Origin of the sequence: Acidovorax sp. SDU_ACID1 (genome assembly GCF_045291395.1) — a bacterium.
Lineage (GTDB): Bacteria > Pseudomonadota > Gammaproteobacteria > Burkholderiales > Burkholderiaceae_C > MR-S7.
This window is the reverse complement of sequence record NZ_CP152342.1, coordinates 3962086-3984200: the sequence shown is the minus strand read 5'-3', so window position 1 is coordinate 3984200 and position 22115 is coordinate 3962086. Positions and strand designations below refer to the sequence as shown.

Annotated in this window: 15 protein-coding genes and 1 pseudogene; 10 read left to right on the top strand and 6 right to left on the bottom strand. The window is 69.9% G+C overall.

The annotated features are described in order from the left end of the window. Positions 1-103: 103 nt before the first annotated feature. The gene (locus tag AAG689_RS19500; protein ID WP_406623398.1) at positions 104-1243 is read left to right on the top strand and encodes an aminotransferase class V-fold PLP-dependent enzyme; all 1140 of its coding nucleotides are present in this window, start codon (positions 104-106) and stop codon (positions 1241-1243) included. A gap of 3 nt (positions 1244-1246) precedes the next feature. Here the strand turns inward: AAG689_RS19500 and AAG689_RS19495 are convergent, their stop codons facing one another. Together AAG689_RS19495 and AAG689_RS19490 are read right to left on the bottom strand one after the other, a co-directional pair. Continuing rightward, positions 1247-2194, bottom strand: a complete 948-nt coding sequence (locus tag AAG689_RS19495; RefSeq protein ID WP_406623397.1) for an NAD-dependent epimerase/dehydratase family protein — start codon at positions 2192-2194, stop codon at positions 1247-1249. Positions 2195-2270: 76 nt separating this feature from the next. Then, positions 2271-2699 (bottom strand): XRE family transcriptional regulator, encoded by a 429-nt coding sequence (locus AAG689_RS19490; RefSeq protein WP_406623396.1) that lies wholly within the window; start codon positions 2697-2699, stop codon positions 2271-2273. 132 nt (positions 2700-2831) lie between these two features. Between AAG689_RS19490 and AAG689_RS19485 the strand changes: the two genes are divergently transcribed. Both AAG689_RS19485 and AAG689_RS19480 read left to right on the top strand, forming a co-directional pair. After that, positions 2832-3029: a hypothetical protein gene (locus AAG689_RS19485; protein WP_406623395.1), complete on the top strand. Its 198-nt coding sequence runs from the start codon at positions 2832-2834 to the stop codon at positions 3027-3029. A 74-nt stretch (positions 3030-3103) separates the two neighbouring features. Beyond that, positions 3104-4426, top strand: a complete 1323-nt coding sequence (locus tag AAG689_RS19480) for a DUF445 domain-containing protein (protein ID WP_406623394.1) — start codon at positions 3104-3106, stop codon at positions 4424-4426. Between the two features lie 46 nt (positions 4427-4472). On the opposite strand, the gene AAG689_RS19475 is transcribed toward AAG689_RS19480, so the two are convergent. The 3 genes from AAG689_RS19475 to purU form a co-directional block, all read right to left on the bottom strand. Beyond that, positions 4473-5957, bottom strand: coding sequence for an FAD-linked oxidase C-terminal domain-containing protein (locus tag AAG689_RS19475; RefSeq protein ID WP_406623393.1), 1485 nt, complete (start codon positions 5955-5957; stop codon positions 4473-4475). Between the two features lie 141 nt (positions 5958-6098). Continuing rightward, the gene (locus tag AAG689_RS19470; RefSeq protein WP_406623392.1) at positions 6099-6995 is read right to left on the bottom strand and encodes a LysR substrate-binding domain-containing protein; all 897 of its coding nucleotides are present in this window, start codon (positions 6993-6995) and stop codon (positions 6099-6101) included. Between the two features lie 7 nt (positions 6996-7002). Beyond that, the gene (purU, locus tag AAG689_RS19465; RefSeq protein WP_020228908.1) at positions 7003-7860 is read right to left on the bottom strand and encodes a formyltetrahydrofolate deformylase; all 858 of its coding nucleotides are present in this window, start codon (positions 7858-7860) and stop codon (positions 7003-7005) included. 35 nt (positions 7861-7895) lie between these two features. Here purU and AAG689_RS19460 point away from each other — a divergent pair. Beyond that, a pseudogene (locus AAG689_RS19460) lies at positions 7896-10563 on the top strand (EAL domain-containing protein). Here AAG689_RS19460 and AAG689_RS19455 read toward each other — a convergent pair. Next, complete coding sequence (locus AAG689_RS19455) at positions 10560-11390, bottom strand: ChaN family lipoprotein (protein ID WP_406623391.1); 831 nt, start codon at positions 11388-11390, stop codon at positions 10560-10562. The pseudogene AAG689_RS19460 and the gene AAG689_RS19455 sit on opposite strands and share 4 nt — an antisense overlap. 260 nt (positions 11391-11650) lie before the next feature. Here AAG689_RS19455 and AAG689_RS19450 point away from each other — a divergent pair, with 260 nt between their 5' ends. The 6 genes from AAG689_RS19450 (at position 11651) to AAG689_RS19425 (ending at position 22109) form a co-directional block, all read left to right on the top strand. Further along, positions 11651-14080: an adenosylcobalamin-dependent ribonucleoside-diphosphate reductase gene (locus tag AAG689_RS19450; protein WP_406623390.1), complete on the top strand. Its 2430-nt coding sequence runs from the start codon at positions 11651-11653 to the stop codon at positions 14078-14080. Between the two features lie 131 nt (positions 14081-14211). Further along, positions 14212-16140 (top strand): type IV pili methyl-accepting chemotaxis transducer N-terminal domain-containing protein, encoded by a 1929-nt coding sequence (locus AAG689_RS19445; RefSeq protein WP_406623389.1) that lies wholly within the window; start codon positions 14212-14214, stop codon positions 16138-16140. Then, positions 16137-16805, top strand: a complete 669-nt coding sequence (locus AAG689_RS19440) for a response regulator (RefSeq protein WP_406623388.1) — start codon at positions 16137-16139, stop codon at positions 16803-16805. Before AAG689_RS19445 ends, AAG689_RS19440 begins: the two co-directional genes overlap by 4 nt. Before the next feature lie 129 nt (positions 16806-16934). Next, entirely contained in the window at positions 16935-18983 is a 2049-nt protein-coding gene (locus tag AAG689_RS19435; protein WP_406623387.1) for a methyl-accepting chemotaxis protein, read from the top strand. A 147-nt stretch (positions 18984-19130) separates the two neighbouring features. Further along, positions 19131-20399, top strand: coding sequence for a nitrate/nitrite transporter (locus tag AAG689_RS19430; RefSeq protein WP_406623386.1), 1269 nt, complete (start codon positions 19131-19133; stop codon positions 20397-20399). A gap of 267 nt (positions 20400-20666) precedes the next feature. Then, positions 20667-22109 (top strand): NarK family nitrate/nitrite MFS transporter, encoded by a 1443-nt coding sequence (locus AAG689_RS19425; RefSeq protein ID WP_406623385.1) that lies wholly within the window; start codon positions 20667-20669, stop codon positions 22107-22109. Positions 22110-22115: the final 6 nt, after the last annotated feature.

Genomic DNA, 22115 nt, shown 5'->3' with positions numbered 1-22115 from the left:
CCGCGAGTGTGCCAAGGCCGCCCGGGGCCGCTTGTGGCGCTTGCGTAAAGTTGGGTAAACCGGCGTGCTAAGCTGGCCCGATTTCCGACGGAGAACCTGCCCCATGCCCGGACTCTTGCCCGATGTCGACCCCGATGGCCTGCTCGAATTCTCGGTGGTCTACACCGACCGTGCGCTCAACCACATGTCCAAGCGCTTCACGGGCGTGATGCAGGACATCCTGGCCACGCTCAAGGAGGTCTACCACGCGCACACGGCCGTGCTCGTGCCCGGCAGCGGCACCTTCGGCATGGAGGCCGTGGCGCGCCAGTTCGCCAACCGGCAGAAGGTGCTCATCGTGCGCAACGGCTGGTTCAGCTACCGCTGGAGCCAGATCTTCGACGCCGATGCGGGCCTGGGCGGCGGCGCCGTGGTGTGCAAGGCGCGCAGGCAGGGCGACGGCCCGCAGGCACCCTGGGCGCCGTGCCCGGCGGGCGAAGTGGCCGCAGCCATCCGCGCCGAGGCGCCGAAGGTGGTCTTCGCGCCGCACGTGGAGACGGCCAGCGGCATCCTGCTGACCGACGACTACATCCGCACCGTAAGCGCCGCCGCGCACGAGGTGGGCGCGCTCTTCGTGCTCGACTGCGTGGCCTCGGGCGCCATGTGGGTGGACATGGAGAAGACCGGCGTGGACGTGCTGATCTCCGCGCCGCAGAAGGGCTGGAGCAGCTCGCCCTGCTGCGCCATGGTGATGCTCAGCCAGCGCGCGCGCCAGGCCATCGACGGCACGCAGAGCTCCAGCTTCTCGTGCGACCTCAAGAAGTGGATGCAGATCGCTGAGGGCTACGAGAAGGGCCAGCACGCCTACCACACCACCATGCCCACCGACGCGCTGGTGCGCCTGCGCGACGTGATGCTGGAGACGCGCGCCTACGGCTTCGCCAAGGTGCGCGAGGAGCAGATCGCCCTGGGCGCCCAGGTGCGCGCGCTGCTCGAGTCGCGCGGCTTTCCCAGCGTGGCGGCCGAGGGCTGGAAGGCGCCGGGCGTGGTTGTGAGCTACACCACCGACCCCGGCATCCAGAGCGGCAAGAAGTTCCTGGAGGTGGGCCTGCAGACCGCCTCGGGCGTGCCGCTGCAGTGCGACGAAGGGCCGGACTTCCAGACCTTCCGCATCGGCCTCTTCGGCTTGGAGAAGTGGCACAACGTGGACCGTACCGTGGGCCAGCTCGCCGCCGCGCTCGACAAGGTGGCGCCGCGCGGCTGACGCTCATGGGGCCGCGCCCTCCTGCCGGATCAGGTCCAGCCCCTGCCGGTAGGTGGTCACCTCGAAGCCGGGAAACCGGCGCTTGAACTTCACGGAGTCGAAGAGGTTGTCCTGCCCGTAGCGGGGCAGCAGTTCCCGGATCTCGCGCACCTGCTTCGAGAACAGCCCGGCGGCGGCCAGGGTCCACTTGCCGATGACCGCATAGGACGCCTCCCGGCCGAACACCTCGCAGGCCATGGCGACGAACTCGCGGTACGTTGGCCGGTCGTCGCAGCAGGGCAGGTGCCAGGTCTGCCCGAACGCATCGGGCGCATTGCCCAGGGCCGCCAGCGCGCGGCTCGCGTCGGGCGTCCAGATGAGCGTGCGCCGCGTGTCGTCGCGCACGGGCACGCGGGGCTTCTCGCCGGCCTGGAGCTTCTCGATGACCAGCGCATTGGTGAAGCTCTGCGTCTTGCCGGGGCCGTAGAACTCGGGGGCCCGGCCGATGAGCACGGGAATCTCCCCGCGCGCCATCTCCTCGAGCACCATGGTGGCCATCGCCGCGCGCACCTTGCCCTTGCGTCCCACGGGCGCGAAGGGCGTCGCCTCCGTCTGCAGCCGGCTGTCCTGCGGGTACATGTAGGTGTTGTCGAAGTAGGCGAAGCGGGCGCCCGCCGCGCGGCAGGCGTCCAGGGCGTTCTTCAGCATCGTGGGGAACTGCGCCTCCCACAGCGCGGTGTCCGGCGGCAGGCCGGCCGTGAAGTAGACGATGCTGCTGCCTTGCACCGCCTCCAGGGTCTGCCGCGCATCCAGCAGGTTGGCGGATACCAGGTGGTCGTCGCCGTTCACCGGGCGGGGATTGCGGCTGACGAGCCGCAGGCGGTCCGTGTGACGGCGCCGCAGCGCGCGCGCCAGTTCCGTGGCGATCTGGCCGTTGGCCCCCAATACCGTCTGTAGTCCGTTCGCGTCCATGGTGTGGCGTTGTGTGGCTGACGGCGGGCAGATTAGCCTTGAAGCCCACTGCAATGCCAAACCCGGCGCCCGCCGTTCAGCGGGCTTCGCGTGCGGTGGCTTCGGCCTGCTCGGCCTCGTGCGCTCGGGCAATGGCCAGGATCACGTCGCGCGCCAGGCGGCGCTTGGGCACGGGCAGGCGCAGGTAGATGTCGAACAGCTCCCGGTCCTGGTAGCCCACGCCCGTGTGCCATTGGGGCTGGCGTTCGCGCACGGCATGCTTGTCCGTGCTGCCGTAGACCAGCGCCTGCACGGGCACGCCCAGCCAGTCGGCCAGCGTCGTGAGCTTGCGATGGTCGGGCAGGGTCTCTCCCAGGAGCCAGCGGCGTACGCCGTGCAGGGTCATGGGCTTGCCCCAGTGGCGGGTGTTGAACTCGCGCTCCAGCACGGCAGGCTTGGGCTCGTAGCCTGCTGCCACCATCGCCGCACGTAACCTCTGCGCAAACTGTGTCTTTGCATCCTGCATGCAGTCACACTAAGAAGGCCGCCACGTGCAGGCGTTATTCAATGGGATAGTTACGTAAAATGATTGCGCTTCGGTTACAACAAAGAGAGGCAGCATGGCCGGCCCTCGTTGCTGGCAGTTGCAGGAGTTCTCATGAGCCTTCCTTCCCAGCCCAAGAATCCACCCCTTCCTCCGCCGTGTGCGATCGCGGACACCCAGCGGCCCGCAGCCCTGCCGCAGGTGCCGCCGTTGACGCGCGCCCAACTCGACGCCATGCAGGCCAACGTGCGGCGCCTGCGCGAGCTGCGCGACGCGCCCCGGCCCGCCGGCGACGCGAAGCCGCCGGGCTGAACACGGGCTTTCTTCCGACGCGGCGCCGCCTTGGGGCGTGGTAGCGTGGGGCCTCCGAAGTACCCGCCTTGCCAATGATCCCTTCCCTTGGCTCGACCGAGAGCGCCACCCTCGCCCGCCAGGCGGACCTGGCCCGGGCCCGGCGGCTGGCCCTGGGCCTGCTGCTGCTGTTCGCCGCCCTCTTCATCGCCAGCACCATTGCGCCGCGCAGCCTGTGGTCCGACGCCATCAAGGCCGTGGCCGAGGCCGCGATGATCGGCGCGCTGGCCGACTGGTTCGCCGTGTCGGCGCTGTTCCGGCGCGTGCCGCTGCCGCTGGTGCAGCGGCACACGGACATCATCGCGCGCAACAAGGACCGCATCGGCGGCAACCTCGCGGCCTTCGTGCGCGACGAGTTCCTGGATGCGCCCGCGCTCGTCTCCATGATCCGCCGCCACAACCCGGCCGGCATGCTGGCGCAGTGGCTCAGCGCGCCGGCCAACGCCGGCCTGCTGGGACGTCAGGTGGCGCGCCTGGGACTGATGGCGCTGGAGACGGCGGAGGACGCCAAGATCCAGGCTTTCCTCGCGCAGTCGGCGCGCGCGCTGGTGGCGCGGCTGGACCTGTCGCGCTCCATGTCCGCAGCGCTCTCGGCGCTCACCCACGAAGGGCGCCACCAGGCGCTGCTGGACGACGTGCTGGCGCGCGTGGGCAGCATGGTGCGCACGCCGCAGGCGCGCGCCTTCGTCGCCGACACGCTGGTGCAGTGGATCCGGCGCGAGCATCCGCTCAAGCAGAAGGTGCTGCCCACCGACTGGCTCTCGGGCAAGGGCGCGGCGGCCATCACCCATGCGGTGGATACGCTGCTCAAGGCCGTGGCCGAGGACCCGCAGCACGAGCTGCGCGAGGCGCTGGATGGCGCGCTGCAGCGCCTGGCGGCCCGCCTGCAGGACGACCCCGAATGGACGCGGCGCGGCGAGGAGCTGCGCGACTACCTGCAGAACGACGAAGTGCTGGGCCGCTACGTGAGCGGCCTCTGGGCGGACCTGCGCGGCAAGCTGCGCGCCGACCTGGACAACCCCGACTCCGTGGTCGCGCGCCGCGTGGCGGAACTGGGCCAGTGGCTGGGCATGTCGCTCGCGGGCGATGCGGCGCTGCGCATCCGCCTGAACGTGCAGCTGGAGCTGTGGGTGGCCACGCTGGCGCCCGACGTGGCGCAGTCGGTGGCCACACACATCAGCGACACGGTGCGTCGCTGGGACGCGCGCGAGCTCTCGCGCCTGGTGGAGCTGCACATCGGCCGCGACCTGCAGTACATCCGCATCAACGGCACGCTGGTGGGCGGGCTGATCGGGCTGGTGCTGTTCTCGGTGTCGCACGCGGGCGCGCTGTGGAACGCGCTGCGCACTATGAATTGAATAGCTGCCAGCGCTTGCGGGATAAGCGCTGGAGGCCGATTGGGCTTTAGAAGCGTGGCAGGTCCGGGTGGCTGATCTGCCCGCCGCGCACCAGCATCTTTCCGTATTCGGCGCAGCGGTTGAGCGTGGGAATCACCTTGCCGGGGTTGAGCAGCCCGGCCGGGTCGAACGCGTGCTTCAGGGCGATCATCTGCGCGTTCTCTTCGGTGGTGAACTGGGTGCACATGCTGTTGAGCTTCTCCACGCCCACGCCGTGCTCGCCCGTCACCGTGCCGCCCATCCGCACGCTGGTCTCCAGGATGTCGGCGCCGAAGAGTTCGCAGCGGTGCAGTTCGTCGGGGTCGTTGGCATCGAACAGGATCAGCGGGTGCAGGTTGCCGTCGCCCGCGTGGAAGACGTTGCAGCAGCGCAGGCGGTATTTCTTCTCCATCTCCTGGATGGCCAGCAGGATGTCCGCCAGGCGCTTGCGCGGGATGGTGGAGTCCATGCACATGTAGTCGGGACTGATGCGGCCGCTGGCGGGGAAGGCGTTCTTGCGCCCGCTCCAGAAGCGCATGCGCTCCTCCTCGCTCTCGCTCACGCTGATGGCGGTGGCGCCCGCGCCGCGCAGCACCTCGCTCATGCGGGCGATTTCCTCCTCCACCTCCTCGGGCGTGCCGTCGGATTCGCACAGCAGGATGGCCTCGGCCGTCAGGTCGTAGCCGGCCTTGACGAAGTCCTCGACGGCGGCGGTCATGGGCTTGTCCATCATCTCCAGCCCGGCGGGGATGATGCCGGCGGCGATCACGGCGGCCACCGCGTCGCCGGCTTTGCGCACGTCGTCGAAGCTGGCCATGATGCAGCGCGCGAGCTGCGGCTTGGGCACCAGCTTGACCGTGACCTCCAGCGCCACGGCCAGCATGCCCTCGCTGCCGATCACGGCGGCCAGCAGGTCGTAGCCGGGCGCGTCCAGCGCCTCGCTGCCGAAGGTGACGGGCTCGCCCTCCATGGTGAAGCCGCGCACGCGCAGCACGTTGTGCACCGTCAGGCCGTATTTCAGGCAGTGCACGCCGCCGGAGTTCTCGGCCACGTTGCCGCCGATGGTGCAGGCGATCTGGCTGCTGGGGTCGGGCGCGTAGTAGAGGCCGTGGGGCGCGGCCGCCTCGCTGATGGCGAGGTTGCGCACGCCGCACTGCACGCGCGCGGTGCGGCTCACGGGGTCGACCGAGAGGATGCGATTGAATTTGGCCAGCGACAGCGTCACGCCCATCGCATGCGGCATGGCCCCGCCCGACAGGCCCGTGCCCGCGCCGCGCGCGACCACGGGCACCTGCAGGCGGTGGCAGGCCTTGAGCACGGCCTGTACCTGCTCCTCGGTCTCCGGCAGGCAGACGACCAGCGGGCGCTGGCGGTAGGCGGTGAGGCCGTCGCACTCGTAGGGCGTGGTGTCCTCGCTCTGCCAGAGCAGCGCGTGCTGCGGCACGCAGGCCGAGAGGGCCTGCACGACTTCGGACTGGCGCTGGGCGCGCTCGGTGGGTGTGGGGCTGGACATCACGCCACTTTAGGCGATGGCGGGCGCGGGGGCTTTGAGTTTTCTTGCAGGCGGCCGTGAAGCAGGTTATGCGAATGCTTCACTATTGATAGCTGCTTGCGCTTTCCAGATAAGCGCTGGATGCCGATTTGGCTTGTATCCTCAAGCCATGGAGCGGCGCAGCCACTCGGCGAACGCGGCGCACTCCCAGCGGTCCATGGTGCCGGTGCGCCAGCACAGGTAGTGCGCATGCGGGCTGGGCGCCTCCACGTCGAACAGGCGCACCAGCGTGCCCTGGTCCAGCCAGGGCGCGCCGAGCTTGAGGCGCACCAGCGCCACGCCCATGCCGGCGGCGGCCGCGTCGCACATCAGGCCGATGTCGTTGAACTGCGAGCCCTCGGCGGGCGCGGGCCAGTCCAGGCCGCAGGCGTCGAACCAGCTGCGCCAGGGCTCCAGCGGGCTGCGCAGCAGGGGCACGTCCTGCAGGTCCTCCGGGCGCTCGAAGGGGCCGTGCTCGCGCACGAAGCCGGGCGAAGCCAGGGGCGTGACCACGTCGCGCGCGATCTCCACGTGCTCCATGTCGGCGTAGTGGCCGGGGCCGAAGCGCACCACGAGGTCGGCGTCCTCGGCCACCACGTCCAGCAGCGGGATGGAGACCTGCAGGGCCAGGTCGATCTCGGGGTAGGCTTCGGTGAACTGGCGCAGCCGCGGGATGAGGATGGCGCGCGCGAACGTGGGGGTGACGGCGATCTTCAGCCGCCGCTTGCCCGGCGCGCCGGCCGCGCCGGGGAAGCGCTGCAGCGCGGTGAGGCCCTCGCGCACATGGGCCAGGTAGGCGCTGCCGTCGGTGGTGAGGGAGAAGTCCGCGCGCCCGAACAGGCGCGTGCCCAGGATCTGCTCGAGCTGCTTGACGCGGTGGCTCACGGCGCTGGGCGTGACGCACAGCTCGTCGGCCGTCTGCGTCACGCTGCGCAGGCGCGCCAGCGCCTCGAAGGTCAGCAGGCACTGGATGGGCGGGATGCGCCGCAGTCCAGCCATGTCCAGTGCGGGCGGGGCCATGGAGCGCTCAGCGGAAGACGACGGTCTTGTGGCCGTTGAGCAGCACGCGGTGCTCGCTGTGCCATTTCACGGCGCGGGCCAGCACCAGGCTTTCGGTGTCGCGGCCGCGGGCGGTGAGGTCTTCCACTGTGTCGGTATGGTCCGCCCTTGTAACATCTTGTTCGATAATCGGACCTTCGTCGAGGTCGGCCGTGACGTAGTGCGCGGTGGCGCCGATCAGCTTCACGCCGCGGTCGTGGGCCTGGTAGTAGGGCTTGGCGCCCTTGAAGCTGGGCAGGAAGCTGTGGTGGATGTTGATCGCGCGGCCGGCCAGCTTGGTGCACAGGTCGTTCGACAGCACCTGCATGTAGCGCGCCAGCACCACCAGTTCCGCCCCCTCGCTTTGGATGATCTCGTATTGCCGGGCCTCGGCCTGGGCCTTGGTGGCGGCCGTGACGGGGATGTGGTGGAACGGAATGTTGTAGCTGGCCGCGAGCTGGTAGAAGTCGCGGTGGTTGCTGACGATGGCGCGGATGTCGATGGGCAGCAGGCCGCTTTTCCAGCGGAACAGCAGGTCGTTGAGGCAGTGGCCCTCGCGGCTGACCATCAGCACGGTCTTCATGGCCTCGCTGGCCGCGTGCAGGCTGCAGCGCATGGCGTGCGTCTCGGCGAAGGCGGCCAGGGCGCCCTTGAGGGCCTCGCCGTCGGCACCGGAGGCGCCGGCCAGGGCGAACTGCACGCGCATGAAGAACAGGCCCGTGCCGTGGTCGTTGTACTGGGCGGCTTCCTCGATGTTGCCGCCATGCTCCAGCAGAAAGCCCGTGACGGCGTGCACCAGCCCGAGCCGGTCGGGGCAGGACAGAGTCAGGATGTAAGAATGGGTCATATGCCGCGATTGTCGCAGCCCGGGGTGAGGTATTGATGGAGGAAACAAGCACAGGCAAGGCATCGAGGATCACGCCCGGTTGGGGCATGGTCCTCTACCTGGCCCTGGGCGTGGCCTGGGTGTTCGTGGGCGACGCGCTGCTCGCCGCCTTCGCCGACGATCCGCGCAGCCTCACGCGCTACCAGACCTGGAAGGGCTGGGCCTACGTGCTGTTCACCGGCCTGCTGACCTGGTGGCTGCTGCGCCGCATGCACAGCGCCGACCGCCGGCGCGGGGCGCTGGAGAGCGACGTGGGGCGCATCGGGCGCTATGCCTCCGCGGGCGTCGCCCGCGTGGCGCTGGACGGGCGCGTGCTCTGGGCGGACGAGCGCCTGTGCGGCTGGCTGGGCATGTCGCGGCAGGAGGCGGGCCGGCATGTGTTCTCCGCGCTGGTGCCGCCCTCCGACATGGGCTGGGCCATGGCCCAGCTGGAGCGACTGCGCAGCGGCCAGATCGACCACTACCAGGACAAGCGCCTGTGCCGCCCGGCGGACGGACGGCCCGCCGTGCCCGTGCTGTGCACCGTGAGCCACGTGCCCGCCGCGGACGGCGAACCCGAGCAACTGGTGTGCGTGCTGCAGGACATCGCCGAGGCCGAGGCCGCCCGCGCGGCGCTGGAGCGCAGCGAGACGCGCCTGCGCCTGGCGCTGGACGGCAGCGGCAGCGGCATGTGGGACTGGGACATGGCGCAGTCCCAGGCCACGTATTCGCAAGGGGTGGTGCGCATGCTGCGCTACGACGGCGAGCGGCTGGGCGCCAGCGTCAACCTGCTGGAGCGCCTGCACCCCGAGGACGCGGTGCGCGTGCGCCAGTCGGTCCTGCGGGCGCTCTGCGCGGACCGCCCGTTCCAGGAAACGGCGCGCCTGCAGTGCTTCGACGGCACCTACCGCTGGTTCCATGCGCGGGGCATGCGCCACATGGGCGCCGACGGGCGGCCCGAGCGCTTCTCGGGCATCCTGACCGACCTCACGGCCGAGCGCCAGGCGCAGCAGCGCCAGCGGCTGGCGGCCACCGTGGTGGACAACACCATCGAGGGCGTGGTGGTCACCGATGCGCACAGTCGCATCCTCTCGGTCAACGCGGCGTTCACGCGCCTCATGGGCTACACCGAGGCCGAGCTGCTGGGCAAGACGCCGCGCGTCTTCAAGTCCGGGCGCCACGACCGCGCGTTCTACGAGGCCCTGTGGGAAAGCCTGCGCGGCACCGGCCACTGGCGCGGCGAGATCTGGAACCGGCGCAAGAATGGCGAGATCTTCCCCGAGCGCATGTCGCTGTCGGCCGTGCACGACGCGGTGGGCCAGGTCACGCACTATGTGTGCATGTTCAGCGACATCTCCGAGGAGAAGGCGCAGCGCGAGCGGCTGGAGTTCCTCGCCCACTGCGACCCGCTCACGGGCATCGCCAACCGCGCTCACTTCGGCGAGCTGCTGGCCGAGGCCGTGCGCGAGGCCGGCGACCGCGGCGAGCGCCTGGCCGTGCTGCAGCTCAACCTGGACCGCTTCAAGGACGTGAACGGCAGCTACGGCCATGCCGTGGGCGACGAGGTGCTCAAGCACATCGCGCGGCAGATGCAGGAGGCCCTGCGCCCCGGCGACCTGCTGGGGCGCATGGCGGGCGACGAACTGGCCGTGCTGGCGCGCGCGCTGCAGCGGCCCGAGGACGCGGGCGCCTACGCGCGCGAACTCATCGCCGCCGTGGCGCGGCCCTGGCGCTCGCCCGAGGGGCTGGCCGTGGTGGCCAGCGCCAGCGTGGGCATCTGCCTGTTCCCCGACCACATGCGCACCGCGCAGAACGCTGCAGCAAGGCGCGCACGCGGCCGTCTACGGTGCCAAGGCGCTGGGGCGCGGCGCGTGGTGCTTCTTCGATGAGGGCATGACCCAGGCCGCCCACGAGCGGCTGGCGATGGAGGCGCGGCTGCGCATGGCGCTGCGCGAGCCGGGGCAGCTGCAGGTGTACTACCAGCCGCAGGTGGACATCGCCAGCGGCCGCATCGTCGGTGCCGAGGCGCTGGTGCGCTGGTTCGAGCCCGGCAGCGGCCGGGCCGTCTCGCCGGCGCAGTTCATCCCCGTGGCGGAAAGCTCGGGCCTCATCGGCCCACTGGGCGAATGGGTGCTGGCCCAGGTCTGCCTGCAGGGCCGGCAGTGGCGCGCCGAGGGGCTGCCGCCGCTGACGCTGGCGGTGAACATCTCGCAGCACCAGTTCCACCTGACGGATCTGAGCGGCAGCGTGGCCGCCGCGCTGGAAGTCTCCGGCTACCCGCCGCAGGCGCTGGAGCTGGAGATCACCGAATCGGCGCTGGCCGCCCGCCCGGAGGAGGCGCGGCAGGTGCTGCAGCGCCTGCGCGCGCAGGGCCTGCGCATCGCGGTGGACGACTTCGGCACCGGCTACTCTTCGCTGGCGCACCTCAAGCGCTTTCCCATCGACGTGCTCAAGATCGACCAGGGCTTCATCCGCGACATCCCGCGCAGTGCCGACGACATGGCCATCAGCGCGGCCATCATCGCCATGGGCCGCAGCCTGGGGCTGTCGGTGCTGGCCGAAGGGGTGGAGACGGCCGAGCAGCTCGCCTTCCTGCGCGAGCGGGGGTGCGACGCGTTCCAGGGCTACCTGTGCAGCCGCCCGCTGCCGCCGCAGGAGTTCGCGGCGCTGCTGCGCGCGTCCTAGCGCGCGCCGGGCCAGCGCGCGCGCAGCTCGGCGCAGTGGTCGCGCGGCGGCAGCGCCGGCGTGAGATGGATGTAATCTGCTTCCATTTTGATAGCTTCTTGCGCTTGACCCGCCTGCGCTATCGCCACTTTTTGCTTCAGATCCGGCGGCAGCCAGGTCGGCACGCCCAGGCTGCGCTGCACGTGGCCGAGGCCCGCCACCAGCACCACCGTGCGCCCCGGCTGGCGCGCCTCGCGCAGGGCCTGGGCCATGCTGGCGTCGCGCGCCAGCTGGATGCGGGCCATGGGCGCCAGCCGGTCCTCGGGCAGCAGGCCGCAGTGGCCCTCGGCGATGGCCGTGCGCTGGCGCTGCCATGCGGGCGGGGGCAGGTGCGTGTCATAGCGCGTGTCCTGCATGGCCTCGCGCATGCGCGCGCGCGGCAGGTTGCCGCCGCGCACCGGCACGCCGGCGGCGACGGCAGCCATCACCACCGGGCCGTACTGCGCCCAGGGCCAGGCCGCATCGTTCCAGTGCAATGCGGCGCGCACCTTGGACTCGGCGGCGCCGGGCGGCAGGCCGTCGGTGCGGGTGTCCAGCTCCGCCATCTCCAGCACCAGCGCGGCCAGGCGGCCTTGTCCGGCCAGGCGGCGCACGGTGTCTTCCTGCCAGCGCTGGTGCTCGGACGCATCGTGCTGCTCGCCCAGCAGCAGCACGTCGGGCTGCGGCCAGCGGGCAAGCTGCGCCGGCCAATCCTGCGGCGCGGGCGGGGCGCTGGCGCAGCCCAGCAGGAGCAGCGCCGCGAGGCAGGCGGCAAGCCGCAGCGCCCGGGGAAGGGGAGGCAGAAGCATGTCCGCATGGTAGGGCACGGGCCGTGCACGGCGGCTTGCGCAGGGTCATGGCCAGGGTGCAACCGAATGTAAATGCGGGCTTCGCGGGCCGGGCCGCGCGCGGCCGGAAGGGGCTGCTACAACAAATGTAGGAGCGGGGGCGGACAGTCCACAAGGTCTTGATGGCGATCCAGCCGCAGGCCCTCCGGGCGGTGTACAAACCCAGGTTTGCGCCGCCGCTCGCGGCGCCCCGACACCCCTTTCCCCCGGAGCCTTCCGCCATGCAACGTGAAACCACCGACCTTGCGCCCAGCCTGCCCGCGCAGCCCATCAGCCTGGATGTGCTGCGGGAGAAATACTTCAAGAATGGCGAGAGCGACGTGGACGACCTGTTCGGGCGCGTGGCGCGTGCGCTTGCCTCGGTGGAGCGCGAGGAACTGCGCGAGGCCATGGAGGCGCGCTTCCTCGACAACCTGCGCTCGGGCGCGATCGGCGCCGGCCGCATCATGAGCGCGGCGGGCACTGACATCCAGGCCACGCTCATCAACTGCTTCGTGCAGCCCGTGGGCGACTGCATCCAGGGCGTGGACGATGCCGGCTATCCCGGCATCTACGAGGCCCTGCGCGAGGCCGCCGAAACCATGCGCCGCGGCGGCGGCGTGGGCTACGACTTCTCGCGCATCCGTCCGCGCGGCGCGCTGGTCAAGGGCACGGCGTCGATGGCTTCGGGGCCGTGCAGCTACATCAACGTGTTCGACCAGTCGTGCTCCACGGTGGAGAGCGCCGGCGCGCGCCGCGGCGCGCAGATGGGCGTGCTGCGCATCGACCACCCGGACGTGCTGGACTTCATCACCGCCAAGCGCACGCCCGGCCGCTGGAACAACTTCAACGTCTCCGTGGGGGTGCCCGACGCCTTCATGGAGGCCGTGGAGCAGGACCGCGACTGGGAGCTGGTGCACACGGCGGCCCCCGGCGCCGAGCTGCTCAAGGACGGGGCGCGCCAGCGCGCCGATGGCCAATGGGTGTACCGCACGGTGCGCGCGCGCGACCTGTGGGACACGATCATGAAGTCCGCCTACGACTTCGCCGAGCCCGGCATCCTGTTCCTGGACCAGATCAACACCGACAACAACCTGCACTACACCGAGAACATCCAGGCCACCAACCCCTGCGGCGAGCAGCCGCTGCCGCCCTACGGCTGCTGCGATCTGGGGCCCATCATCCTCACGCGCTTCGTGCGCAACCCGTTCGGCCTGCACGGGGCGGCGGCGTTCGACTTCGAGGCGTTCGAGCAGGCCGTCGCCACCCAGGTGCGCGCGCTGGACAACGTGCTGGACGTGACCTTCTGGCCGCTGACACAGCAGCAGGCCGAGTCCGCCGCCAAGCGCCGCATCGGCGTGGGCTTCACCGGCATGGGCAACACCCTGGCCATGCTGTGCAGGCGCTACGACCGCCAGGAAGGGCGCGACATGGCCGTGCAGATCGCCGAGCGCATGCGCAATGCGGCCTACCGCGCTTCCGTCGAACTGGCCAAGGAAAAGGGGCGCTTCCCCAAATTCGACGCCGACGGCTACCTCGCCAAGGGCACCTTCGCCAGCCGCCTGCCCGAGGACATCCAGAAGGCCATCCGCAAGCACGGCATCCGCAACAGCCACCTGCTGTCCATCGCACCCACGGGCACCGTGAGCCTGGCCTTTGCCGACAACGCCTCCAACGGCATCGAGCCGCCGTTCTCGTGGACCTACACGCGCCGCAAGCGCGAGGCCGACGGCAGCAAGAGCGAGTACGTGGTGGAAGACTACGCCTGGCGCCTGTACAAGACCCTCGGCGGCGACGTGAACCGGCTGCCCGAGTATTTCGTGAACGCCATGGACATGGCGGCCGCCGACCACGTGGCCATGATGGAGGCCGTACAGCCCTACGTGGACACGGCCATCTCCAAGACAGTGAACGTGCCCGAGGACTACCCCTACGGCGACTTCAAGAACCTGTACCTGCAGGCTTGGCACTCGGGCCTCAAGGGCCTGGCCACCTACCGCCCCAACAGCATTCTGGGCGCTGTGCTGGAAGTGCCTGCCGCCGCACCGGCTCCGGCCCCGGAGCCCGCTGCTGCAGCCCCTGCCTTCGATCCCATGCGCACCATGATCGAGAGCCGCCCCAAGGGCGGCCTGTCGGCCGTGGCCGAGAAGCTGGAATACTGGACGCAGGAAGGCCACAAGACCCTCTACCTCATCGTCTCCTTCCTGCCCGTGCCGGACGGCCGGGGCGGCACGGTGGACCGCGCCATCGAGTTCTTCATGCCCGTGGGCCAGAGCGGCGAGTCGCAGCAGTGGATCACCTCCAGCATGCGCCTGCTGTCGCTGGCCGCGCGCGGCGGCTTCCTGGAGCGGGCGCTGTCGGACATGCGCAAGGTGGCCTGGGATCGCGGCCCCGTGCGCTTGGGGCAGCACGAACGCGCCGACGGCGCGCGCGTACCGCTATGGCACGACTCCGAGGTGGCCGCCATCGCCTATGCCGTGCAGAACATCCTGGCCGGCCGCGCCCAGGCGCCCCAGCAGCAGGTGCTGCCGCTGGACGAGCCCGACATGCCTGCCGGCATGCCGCCCGCCATGGCCGGCAAGAAGTGCCACGAATGCGGCGCCCATGCCGTGATCCGCAAGGATGGCTGCGACTACTGCACCCAGTGCGGTGCATTGGGTAGCTGCGGTTGATGCTTCTGAAACGATAGCTGGTCGCGCCTGACCAGCAAGGGCTGCGGGCGAATTTCATTTAAATCGTCCTGGCCCTCGTACCGCTTGATGCAGGTCAAGGTGGACGGGCCGTGCCTGCCTACACTGCCTCCATGCGCAAGAAGCCCACGCTGTCCACCAAGCTGCTGGCCATGGGCACGGTCTTCCTGTTCGTGGCCCTGGCTTCCATCGGCTTCACGCTGTGGGTGACTTGGCAGCTCGAAGGCGGCGCGGCCGCCGTGAACGAGGCGGGCCGCCTGCGCATGAACATGCTGCGCATGGTGCTGGCGCAGCAGAACGAGTCGCCCGAGGAGGTGGCGCGGCTGGCGCAGCGCTTCGATGCCAGCCTGGAACTGCTGCGCATGGGCGACCCGGCGCGGCCGCTGTTCGTGCCCTGGAGCGATGCCACGCACGAGCGCTACGAGCACGTCACCCGGCAATGGCGCGCGCTGCAGGAGGTCTGGAAGACCTCCCACCCGCCGGGCGGCACCGAGGCCGTGGCCCTGGGCGATGCCTTCGTGCACCAGCTCGACGGTTTCGTCGAGGCCATCGAGATCCAGATCGTGCGCTGGACCGCCGCACTGCACCTGTTCCAGCTCTTCATGGTGGCGCTGGCCATCGGAGCCGCCGTGGCCTTCATGGCGCTGAGCTACCTGCTGGTTCTCAACCCCGTGACGCGGCTGCAGCAGGCGCTGGCCAGCGTGCGGCGCGGCGCGCTGGACACGCGCCTGGCCGTGGAGACGGACGACGAGTTCGGCCAGCTCGCGGCGGGCTTCAACCTCATGGCCCATGCGCTGCAGGCCTCGCACGAGGACCTGGAGCGCAAGGTGCGCGAGAAGACCGCCAGCATCGAGGTGCAGAACCAGCGCCTGTCCGCGCTCTATGCGGTGAGCGCCCTGGGCGCCGAGGCCGGCAGCCTGGACGTGCTGACCCAGGGCTTCGTGCAGCAGATCCGCCGCGTGGCCGGCTGCGACGCGGCCGCCGTGCGCTGGTCCGACGAGGCCAACGAGCGCTACGTGCTGCTGGCCTCCGACGGGCTGCCGCGCTCCCTGGCCGAGGAGGAGCATTGCCTGCTCACCGGCACCTGCGAGTGCGGGCAACTGCAGGCCGATGCGCGCATGCGCGTGATCCCCATCGCCCCTGCGTCGGACGTGCAACTGCCGCACTGCCGCGAGGCCGGCTTCGAGACCGTGGTGAGCATCCCCGTGCAACTGCAGCAGCGCCTGCTGGGCGAAGTGACGCTGTTCTACCGCACGCCGCTCGCGCTGTCGGACGGCATGCGCGAGCTGCTGTCCACCATGGCGCGCCACCTGGCCAGCTCCATGGAGAGCCTGCGCGCCACGGCGCTGGAGCGCGAGGCCGCCGTGGCCGAGGAGCGCGGACTGATCGCGCGCGAGCTGCACGACTCCATCGCCCAGTCGCTGGCCTTCCTCAAGATCCAGACGCAGCTGCTGCGCGATGCCGTCGCCAAGGACAACGCCGTAGCGCGCGACCGCAGCATCGACGAGCTGGACGTGGGCGTGCGCGAGTGCTACGCCGACGTGCGCGAGCTGCTGGTGCACTTCCGCACCCGTACCAAGGACGAGGACATCGAGGACGCGCTGCGCGCCACGCTCTCCAAGTTCGAGCACCAGACGGGCGTGGCCACGTCGCTCGCCATGGCGGGCCAGGGCCTGCCGCTGGCGCCGGACGTGCAGGTGCAGGTGCTGCACATCGTGCAGGAAGCGCTGTCCAATGTGCGCAAGCACGCCGGCGCGCGCCGCGTGGAGCTGCGTGTGCTGCGCCACCCGCGCTGGCGCTTCGAGGTGCACGACGACGGCCGGGGCTTCCGCCCGCAGGACGTGCCGCCCGATTCGCTGCACGTGGGCCTGGGCATCATGCGCGAGCGCGCGCAGCGAATCGGCGCCGCGCTGCGGCTGGACTCCGCCCCGGATGGCGCGGGCACCAGGGTGATCGTGGAGCTGCCTCCCATGCGCCGCGAGGAGGACCATGAAGGCACCCACGGCGAAGCGCTTCCCCTTTCCCTTGCTACCACGCCATGACCTCCTGCATCTCCGTCTTCCTGATCGACGACCATACCCTGCTGCGCCGCGGCCTGGTGGCCCTGCTGTCGCAGCAGCCGGACCTGCGCGTGGTGGGCGAGGCCGGCGACGCCGGCGAGGCGCTGCGCCAGCTGCCGGTGCTGCGGCCCGACGTGATCCTGCTGGACAACCACCTGCCCGGCGTGCTCGGCGTGGACGCCATCGCCGGCCTGCGCGAGGCCTCGCAGGGCAGCCGCGTGATCATGCTCACCGTGAGCGAGGACGGGCAGGACCTCGCCGCCGCGCTGCGCAACGGCGCACAGGGCTACCTGCTCAAGACCATCGACGGAGACCTGCTCGCCCAGGGCATCCGCCGCGCCGCGCGCGGCGAGCCGGTGGTCAGCCCCGAGATGATGGGCAAGCTGGTCGCCGCCTTCCAGTCGCAGGGCGTGCCCGAGCCCGAGGCGCAGCCGCTGCCGGACGGGCCCGCCTCGCCCCTGTCGCCGCGCGAGGAGGACGTGCTGCGCGAGATCGCGCGCGGCGCGAGCAACAAGGAGATCGCGCGCACGCTCGACATCGCCGAGACCACCGTGAAGATCCACGTGCAGCACATCTTGCGCAAGCTGGGCCTGAGCTCGCGCGTGCAGGCCGCGGTGTACGCATCGGACCGCCAGCGCGCCCTCTGAAGGTACCCGCGTGGAGCGCGGATTCATTGACACGCATCAAGTGCTTTTGCGGAGCGTCTGGATACATTTGACAACAGATGTAACCGTGGGCTGGAGCCTTTCCTCCATGCCCCTCCATGAAAGCAGAGCATGCACATCGGTCAACGTTTCTGGCGCCGCCAGGGTCTGGGCCCCAAGCTGGCGATCACCAACTTCGTGTGGGTCGCCGCCATCCTCGCCGTGCTGGTCGCGGCCATCTCCTGGGGCGTGACGCGCGCCATGCACCAGAAGCTGCAAAGCGAAATGGAGCAGGGCATCACCATGCTGGGCCGTTTCATCGAGGCCAGCGACAAGGAGCAGCGCCAGCGCATCCAGTTCCTGGCCGACAGCCTGCACGAGACGCTCGGCAGCGAGCCGCTCTCCGATGACAGCGCGCGCCTGGACCGCTTCACCCGCGCCACCGGCGCCGTGGCCACCGTGTTCGCGCGCCAGGACCCCGGCTTCCTGCGCGTGGCCTCGTCGCTCAAGGACGACCAGGGCCGGGCAGTGGTGGGCACGCTGCTGGACCAGGGCCATCCAGCCTTCGCCGCCGTCACCGCGGGGCAGAGCTACATGGGCCTGGCCACGCTGTTCGGCCGCCAGTACATGACGCACTACCGCCCGCTCAAGGATGCCGGCGGCGCCACCGTGGGCATCGCCTTCGTGGGCATGGACTTCTCCGAGGCGCTGGGCCAGCTCAAGGCCTCCATCCGCCAGCTCAAGGTGGGCGGCAGCGGCTACTACTTCGTGCTGCGCTCCGATCCGCAGGCCTACGGCCTGCTGGCCGTGCACCCCAGCGCGGAGGGCAAGAACATGGTCACGCCCGAGGGCGGCGGCCAGGGGCCGGCCTTCGTGCGCGAGATGCTCGAGCGCAAGCAGGGCGTGATCGCCTACCCCTGGCTCGACGCCGGCGCGCAGAGCGAGCGCGACAAGCTGGCCGTGTTCGGCTACTACGCGCCGTGGAACTGGGTCTATGCCTCCAGCGCCTACAAGGACGAGTTCGTCGCCGAGACGCGCCAGCTCATGGCCGTCTTCGCTGCGCTGGGGCTGTGCGCCGTGGCCGTGCTGGCGCTGGTGTGGTGGTGGCTGGTGCGCCGCATGATCGTGCGTCCGCTGGTGCAGGCCAGCCGCATGGCCGATGCCATCGCCGAGGGCGACCTGACCGTGCGCATCGCGAACGAGCGCAAGGACGAGATCGGCCACCTGCTCGACGACATGAACAACACCGCCGACGGCCTGGAGAAAGTGGTGCGCACCGTGCACGCCCGCGCCGACGGCGTGGCCATCGCCAGCGCCGAGATCGCCCAGGGCAACCAGGACCTGGCCAGCCGCACCGAGAGTGCCGCCAGCGCGCTGGAGGAAACGGCCGCCGCCATGGAGCAACTCGGCAGCACCGTGGCCCACAACGCCGACCATGCGCGCTCGGCCGACCAGCTCACGCGCGAGGCCCAGCGCGTGGTCACAGAAGGCGGGCAGGCCGTGCGCGAGGTGGTGCAGACCATGCAGGGCATCGATGCCAGCAGCCAGAAGATCGCCGACATCATCGGCGTGATCGACGGCATCGCGTTCCAGACCAACATCCTGGCGCTCAACGCCGCCGTGGAAGCGGCCCGCGCGGGCGAGCACGGCCGGGGCTTCGCCGTGGTGGCGGGCGAGGTGCGCAGCCTCGCGCAGCGCAGTGCCGAGGCGGCCAAGGAGATCAAGCAGCTCATCACCGCCAGCGTGTCGGAGATCCACCAGGGCAATGCGCGCGCCGCGCGGGCAGGCGAAACCATGGACCAGGCCATCACCGAGATCCAGAAGGTCACGCGCCTGATTTCCGACATCAGCCACGCCAGCGCCGAACAGAGCAACGGCGTGGCCCAGGTGGGCGAGGCCGTGAGCAACATGGACCAGACCACGCAGCAGAACGCCGCCATGGTCGAGGAGATGGCGGGCGCCGCCGAAAGCCTGCGCCAGCAGTCCGACGAGCTGGTGCGCGCCGTCTCCGTCTTCCGCCTGCAGGGCGGTAGCGCGCCAGCCGCCGCCCGGCCCGCGCCGCTGCCGCCCAAGGCGCCGGCCCCCGCGCCCGCGCGCCCGGCTGCCGCCCCACTGCATCCTGCGCCCCGCGCACCCGCGCTGACCAAGGAAGCGGCGCAGGACGACTGGGAAAGCTTCTGAGCGCACCCGGTGCGCTAGTTCTTTGGGAGTAGGACGGCCTTGGCCGCCCTCGTTCTTTTGCGTAGGCCCCAGCCTTCCAGCGAAGGATGGGCGCGCGGGCGGGTTCGCGGGACCATCGGTGCCATCTTGCACAAGAGGGAAAAACCCATGACAACCGCGTCGCACCCTGCGGCAGATGATTCCCGCCGCAACCGCCAGGCCTGGTCCGTGCTCATCGTGAGCACGCTGGCCTTCACCGTCTGCTTCATGGTCTGGATGATGTTCGGCGTGATCGGCATCCCGATCAAGAAGATGCTGAACCTCAACTCGACCCAGTTCGGCCTGCTCACGGCCATGCCCGTGCTCACGGGCTCGCTGGTGCGCGTGCCGCTGGGCATCTGGACCGACCGCTACGGCGGGCGCATCGTCATGGCGCTGCTCATGGCCGCCACCGTGCCGGCGATCTGGCTCATGGGCTCGGCCACCGAGTACTGGCACTTCCTCGTGATCGGCCTGTTCGTGGGGCTGGCCGGGGGCTCGTTCTCGGTGGGCACGCCCTACGTGGCGCGCTGGTTCCCCAAGCACCGCCAGGGCATGGCCATGGGCGTCTATGGCGCGGGCAACTCGGGCGCGGCCGTCAACAAGTTCGTGGCGCCGGTGATCCTGGTGGCATTCGGCTGGGCCGCCGTGCCGCACGTCTATGCGGCCATCATGCTCGGCACGCTGGTGCTGTTCTGGCTCTTCAGCCACAGCGACCCGGCGCACCTGGTGCCCAGCAACGTCTCGTTCACACAGCAGCTCAAGGCGCTCAAGGATCCCAAGGTGCTGAAGTACTGCCAGTACTACAGCATCGTGTTCGGCGGCTACGTGGCGCTCTCCCTGTGGATGGTGCAGTACTACGTGGGCGAATACGGACTGGACATCCGCGTGGCCGCGCTGCTGGCCGCCTGCTTCTCGCTGCCCGGCGGCGTGCTGCGGGCCATCGGCGGCGTGCTGTCGGACAAGTACGGCGCGCACAGCGTGACCTGGTGGGTGATGTGGGTGAGCTGGATCTGCCTGTTCCTGCTGTCGTACCCGCAGACGGACTTCACCATCCTCACCGTCGACGGCGCCAAGACCTTCCACATCGGCCTGAACGTCTACGTGTTCACCGCGCTCATGTTCGTGCTGGGCATCGCCTGGGCCTTCGGCAAGGCCAGCGTGTTCAAGTACATCAGCGACGACTACCCCGGCAACATCGGCGCCATCAGCGGCATCGTGGGGTTGGCAGGCGGCATGGGGGGCTTCATCCTGCCCATCCTGTTCGGCGTGCTCATGGACTGGACGGGCATCCGCTCCAGCGCCTTCATGCTGATGTACGGCGTGGTCTGGGTGTCGCTCATCTGGATGTATTTCACCGAGGTGCGGCGCACCGATGTGATGCAGGCCCAGGCCTAGCGGGCTTCCTTCAAGCTTTCTAAGCCAAATGGGCTGCCAGCGCTTGTGTAGCAAGCGCTGGCAGCTCTCTCTTTTGATTATCTGCGGGGTGCATGCCGCTGTGCCCGGTGCATTGCCGCCAGTCCTCCCCGCATAGTTCTTTGGGCTTACCTCCCCGCGCCATCGCCTCGTTCTTCTGCCTGCCGCCGCACCCCCCAGCGAAGGATAGGCGCGGCGCGCGCTTCGCGGGAGCATCGGTGCCATATCCCTTCCATGGAAAAAAGCGCCATGACATCCGCCACCGCAACGCATGCCCGCAAAGGCCGCCTGCTCACGCTCTGGACGCCCGAGGACAAGCAGTTCTGGGCACGCGAGGGCGAGGCCGTCGCCAAGCTCAACCTCTGGATCTCCGTGCCCGCCCTGTTCCTGGCCTTCGCCATCTGGCAGGTCTGGAGCGTGGTGGCCGTGAACCTGCCGGCGCTGGGCTTCAAGTATTCGACCAACCAGCTCTTCTGGCTAGCGGCGGCGCCCGCGCTCTCGGGCGCCACGCTGCGCATCTTCTACTCGTTCATGGTGCCGATCTTCGGCGGGCGGCGCTGGACGGCCCTGTCCACCGCGTCGCTGTTGATCCCGGCCATCGGCATCGGCTACGCGGTGCAGGACAACACCACCAGCTACCCCACCATGCTGATCCTGGCGCTGCTGTGCGGGCTGGGCGGGGGCAACTTCAGCTCCAGCATGGCCAACATCAGCTTCTTCTTCCCCAAGGAGCGCAAGGGCTCGGCGCTGGGCGTGAACGCGGGCCTGGGCAACCTGGGCGTGTCGGTGGTGCAGTTCCTGAGCCCGCTGGTCATCACGGCCGGCATCTTCGGCATCTTCGGCGGCGAAGCGCAGACCATCGTGAAGAACGGCGAGCACACGCAGGTGTGGGCGCAGAACGCGGCCTTCATCTGGGTGCCGTGGATCGCCATCGCATCGCTCGCCGCGTGGTTCGGCATGAACGACATCGCCGATGCCAAGGCCAGCTTCGCCGCGCAGGCCGCGATCTTCCGCGCCAAGCACAACTGGGTCATGTGCCTGCTGTACCTGGGCACGTTCGGCTCGTTCATCGGCTTCGCGGCGGGCTTTCCGCTGCTCATCAAGAGCCAGTTCCCCAGCGTCAACCCGCTGGCCTATGCCTGGCTCGGCCCGCTGGTGGGCGCGGTGATCCGCCCCTTCGGCGGCTGGCTCGCCGACAAGGTGGGCGGCGGCGCGGTGACGTTCTGGAACTTCATCGTCATGGCGCTGGCCGTGCTGGGCGTGCTGTATTTCCTGCCCAAGGGCACGGGCGGCTACGCCATGCCCTTCGGTCCGGCAGAGGGCAGCTTCGCGGGCTTCTTCGTGATGTTCCTGCTGCTGTTCCTCACCACCGGCATCGGCAACGGATCGACCTTCCGCATGATCCCCGTGATCTTCCTGAACCAGAAGCTGCGCGCATTGCGCGATGGCAACGACGAGAGCGCCCGCGCCCAAGCCATCAAGGAAGGCAACACCGAAGGCGCCGCCGCCGTGGGCTTCGCCGGCGCGCTGGGTGCCTATGGCGGCTTCTTCATCCCCAAGAGCTACGGCAGCTCCATCGCCGCCACGGGCGGGCCGGAGTTCGCGCTGTGGATGTTCGCCGCTTTCTATGCGCTGTGCGTGGTCGTCACCTGGTGGTACTACGCGCGCCGAAAAGCAGAGATGCCCTGCTGACACGAC

Bases quoted from the DNA above. Each gene is read 5' to 3' on its own strand.
- AAG689_RS19425 (WP_406623385.1), top strand. From the start codon at position 20,667: ATGACATCCGCCACCGCAACGCATGCCCGCAAAGGCCGCCTGCTCACG.
- AAG689_RS19485 (WP_406623395.1), top strand. From the start codon at position 2,832: ATGAGCCTTCCTTCCCAGCCCAAGAATCCACCCCTTCCTCCGCCGTGT.
- AAG689_RS19475 (WP_406623393.1), bottom strand. From the start codon at position 5,957: ATGTCCAGCCCCACACCCACCGAGCGCGCCCAGCGCCAGTCCGAAGTC.
- AAG689_RS19500 (WP_406623398.1), top strand. From the start codon at position 104: ATGCCCGGACTCTTGCCCGATGTCGACCCCGATGGCCTGCTCGAATTC.
- AAG689_RS19450 (WP_406623390.1), top strand. From the start codon at position 11,651: ATGCAACGTGAAACCACCGACCTTGCGCCCAGCCTGCCCGCGCAGCCC.
- AAG689_RS19495 (WP_406623397.1), bottom strand. From the start codon at position 2,194: ATGGACGCGAACGGACTACAGACGGTATTGGGGGCCAACGGCCAGATC.
- AAG689_RS19430 (WP_406623386.1), top strand. From the start codon at position 19,131: ATGACAACCGCGTCGCACCCTGCGGCAGATGATTCCCGCCGCAACCGC.
- AAG689_RS19435 (WP_406623387.1), top strand. From the start codon at position 16,935: ATGCACATCGGTCAACGTTTCTGGCGCCGCCAGGGTCTGGGCCCCAAG.
- AAG689_RS19440 (WP_406623388.1), top strand. From the start codon at position 16,137: ATGACCTCCTGCATCTCCGTCTTCCTGATCGACGACCATACCCTGCTG.
- AAG689_RS19455 (WP_406623391.1), bottom strand. From the start codon at position 11,390: ATGCTTCTGCCTCCCCTTCCCCGGGCGCTGCGGCTTGCCGCCTGCCTC.
- AAG689_RS19445 (WP_406623389.1), top strand. From the start codon at position 14,212: ATGCGCAAGAAGCCCACGCTGTCCACCAAGCTGCTGGCCATGGGCACG.
- purU (WP_020228908.1), bottom strand. From the start codon at position 7,860: ATGACCCATTCTTACATCCTGACTCTGTCCTGCCCCGACCGGCTCGGG.
- AAG689_RS19490 (WP_406623396.1), bottom strand. From the start codon at position 2,699: ATGCAGGATGCAAAGACACAGTTTGCGCAGAGGTTACGTGCGGCGATG.
- AAG689_RS19470 (WP_406623392.1), bottom strand. From the start codon at position 6,995: ATGGCCCCGCCCGCACTGGACATGGCTGGACTGCGGCGCATCCCGCCC.
- AAG689_RS19480 (WP_406623394.1), top strand. From the start codon at position 3,104: ATGATCCCTTCCCTTGGCTCGACCGAGAGCGCCACCCTCGCCCGCCAG.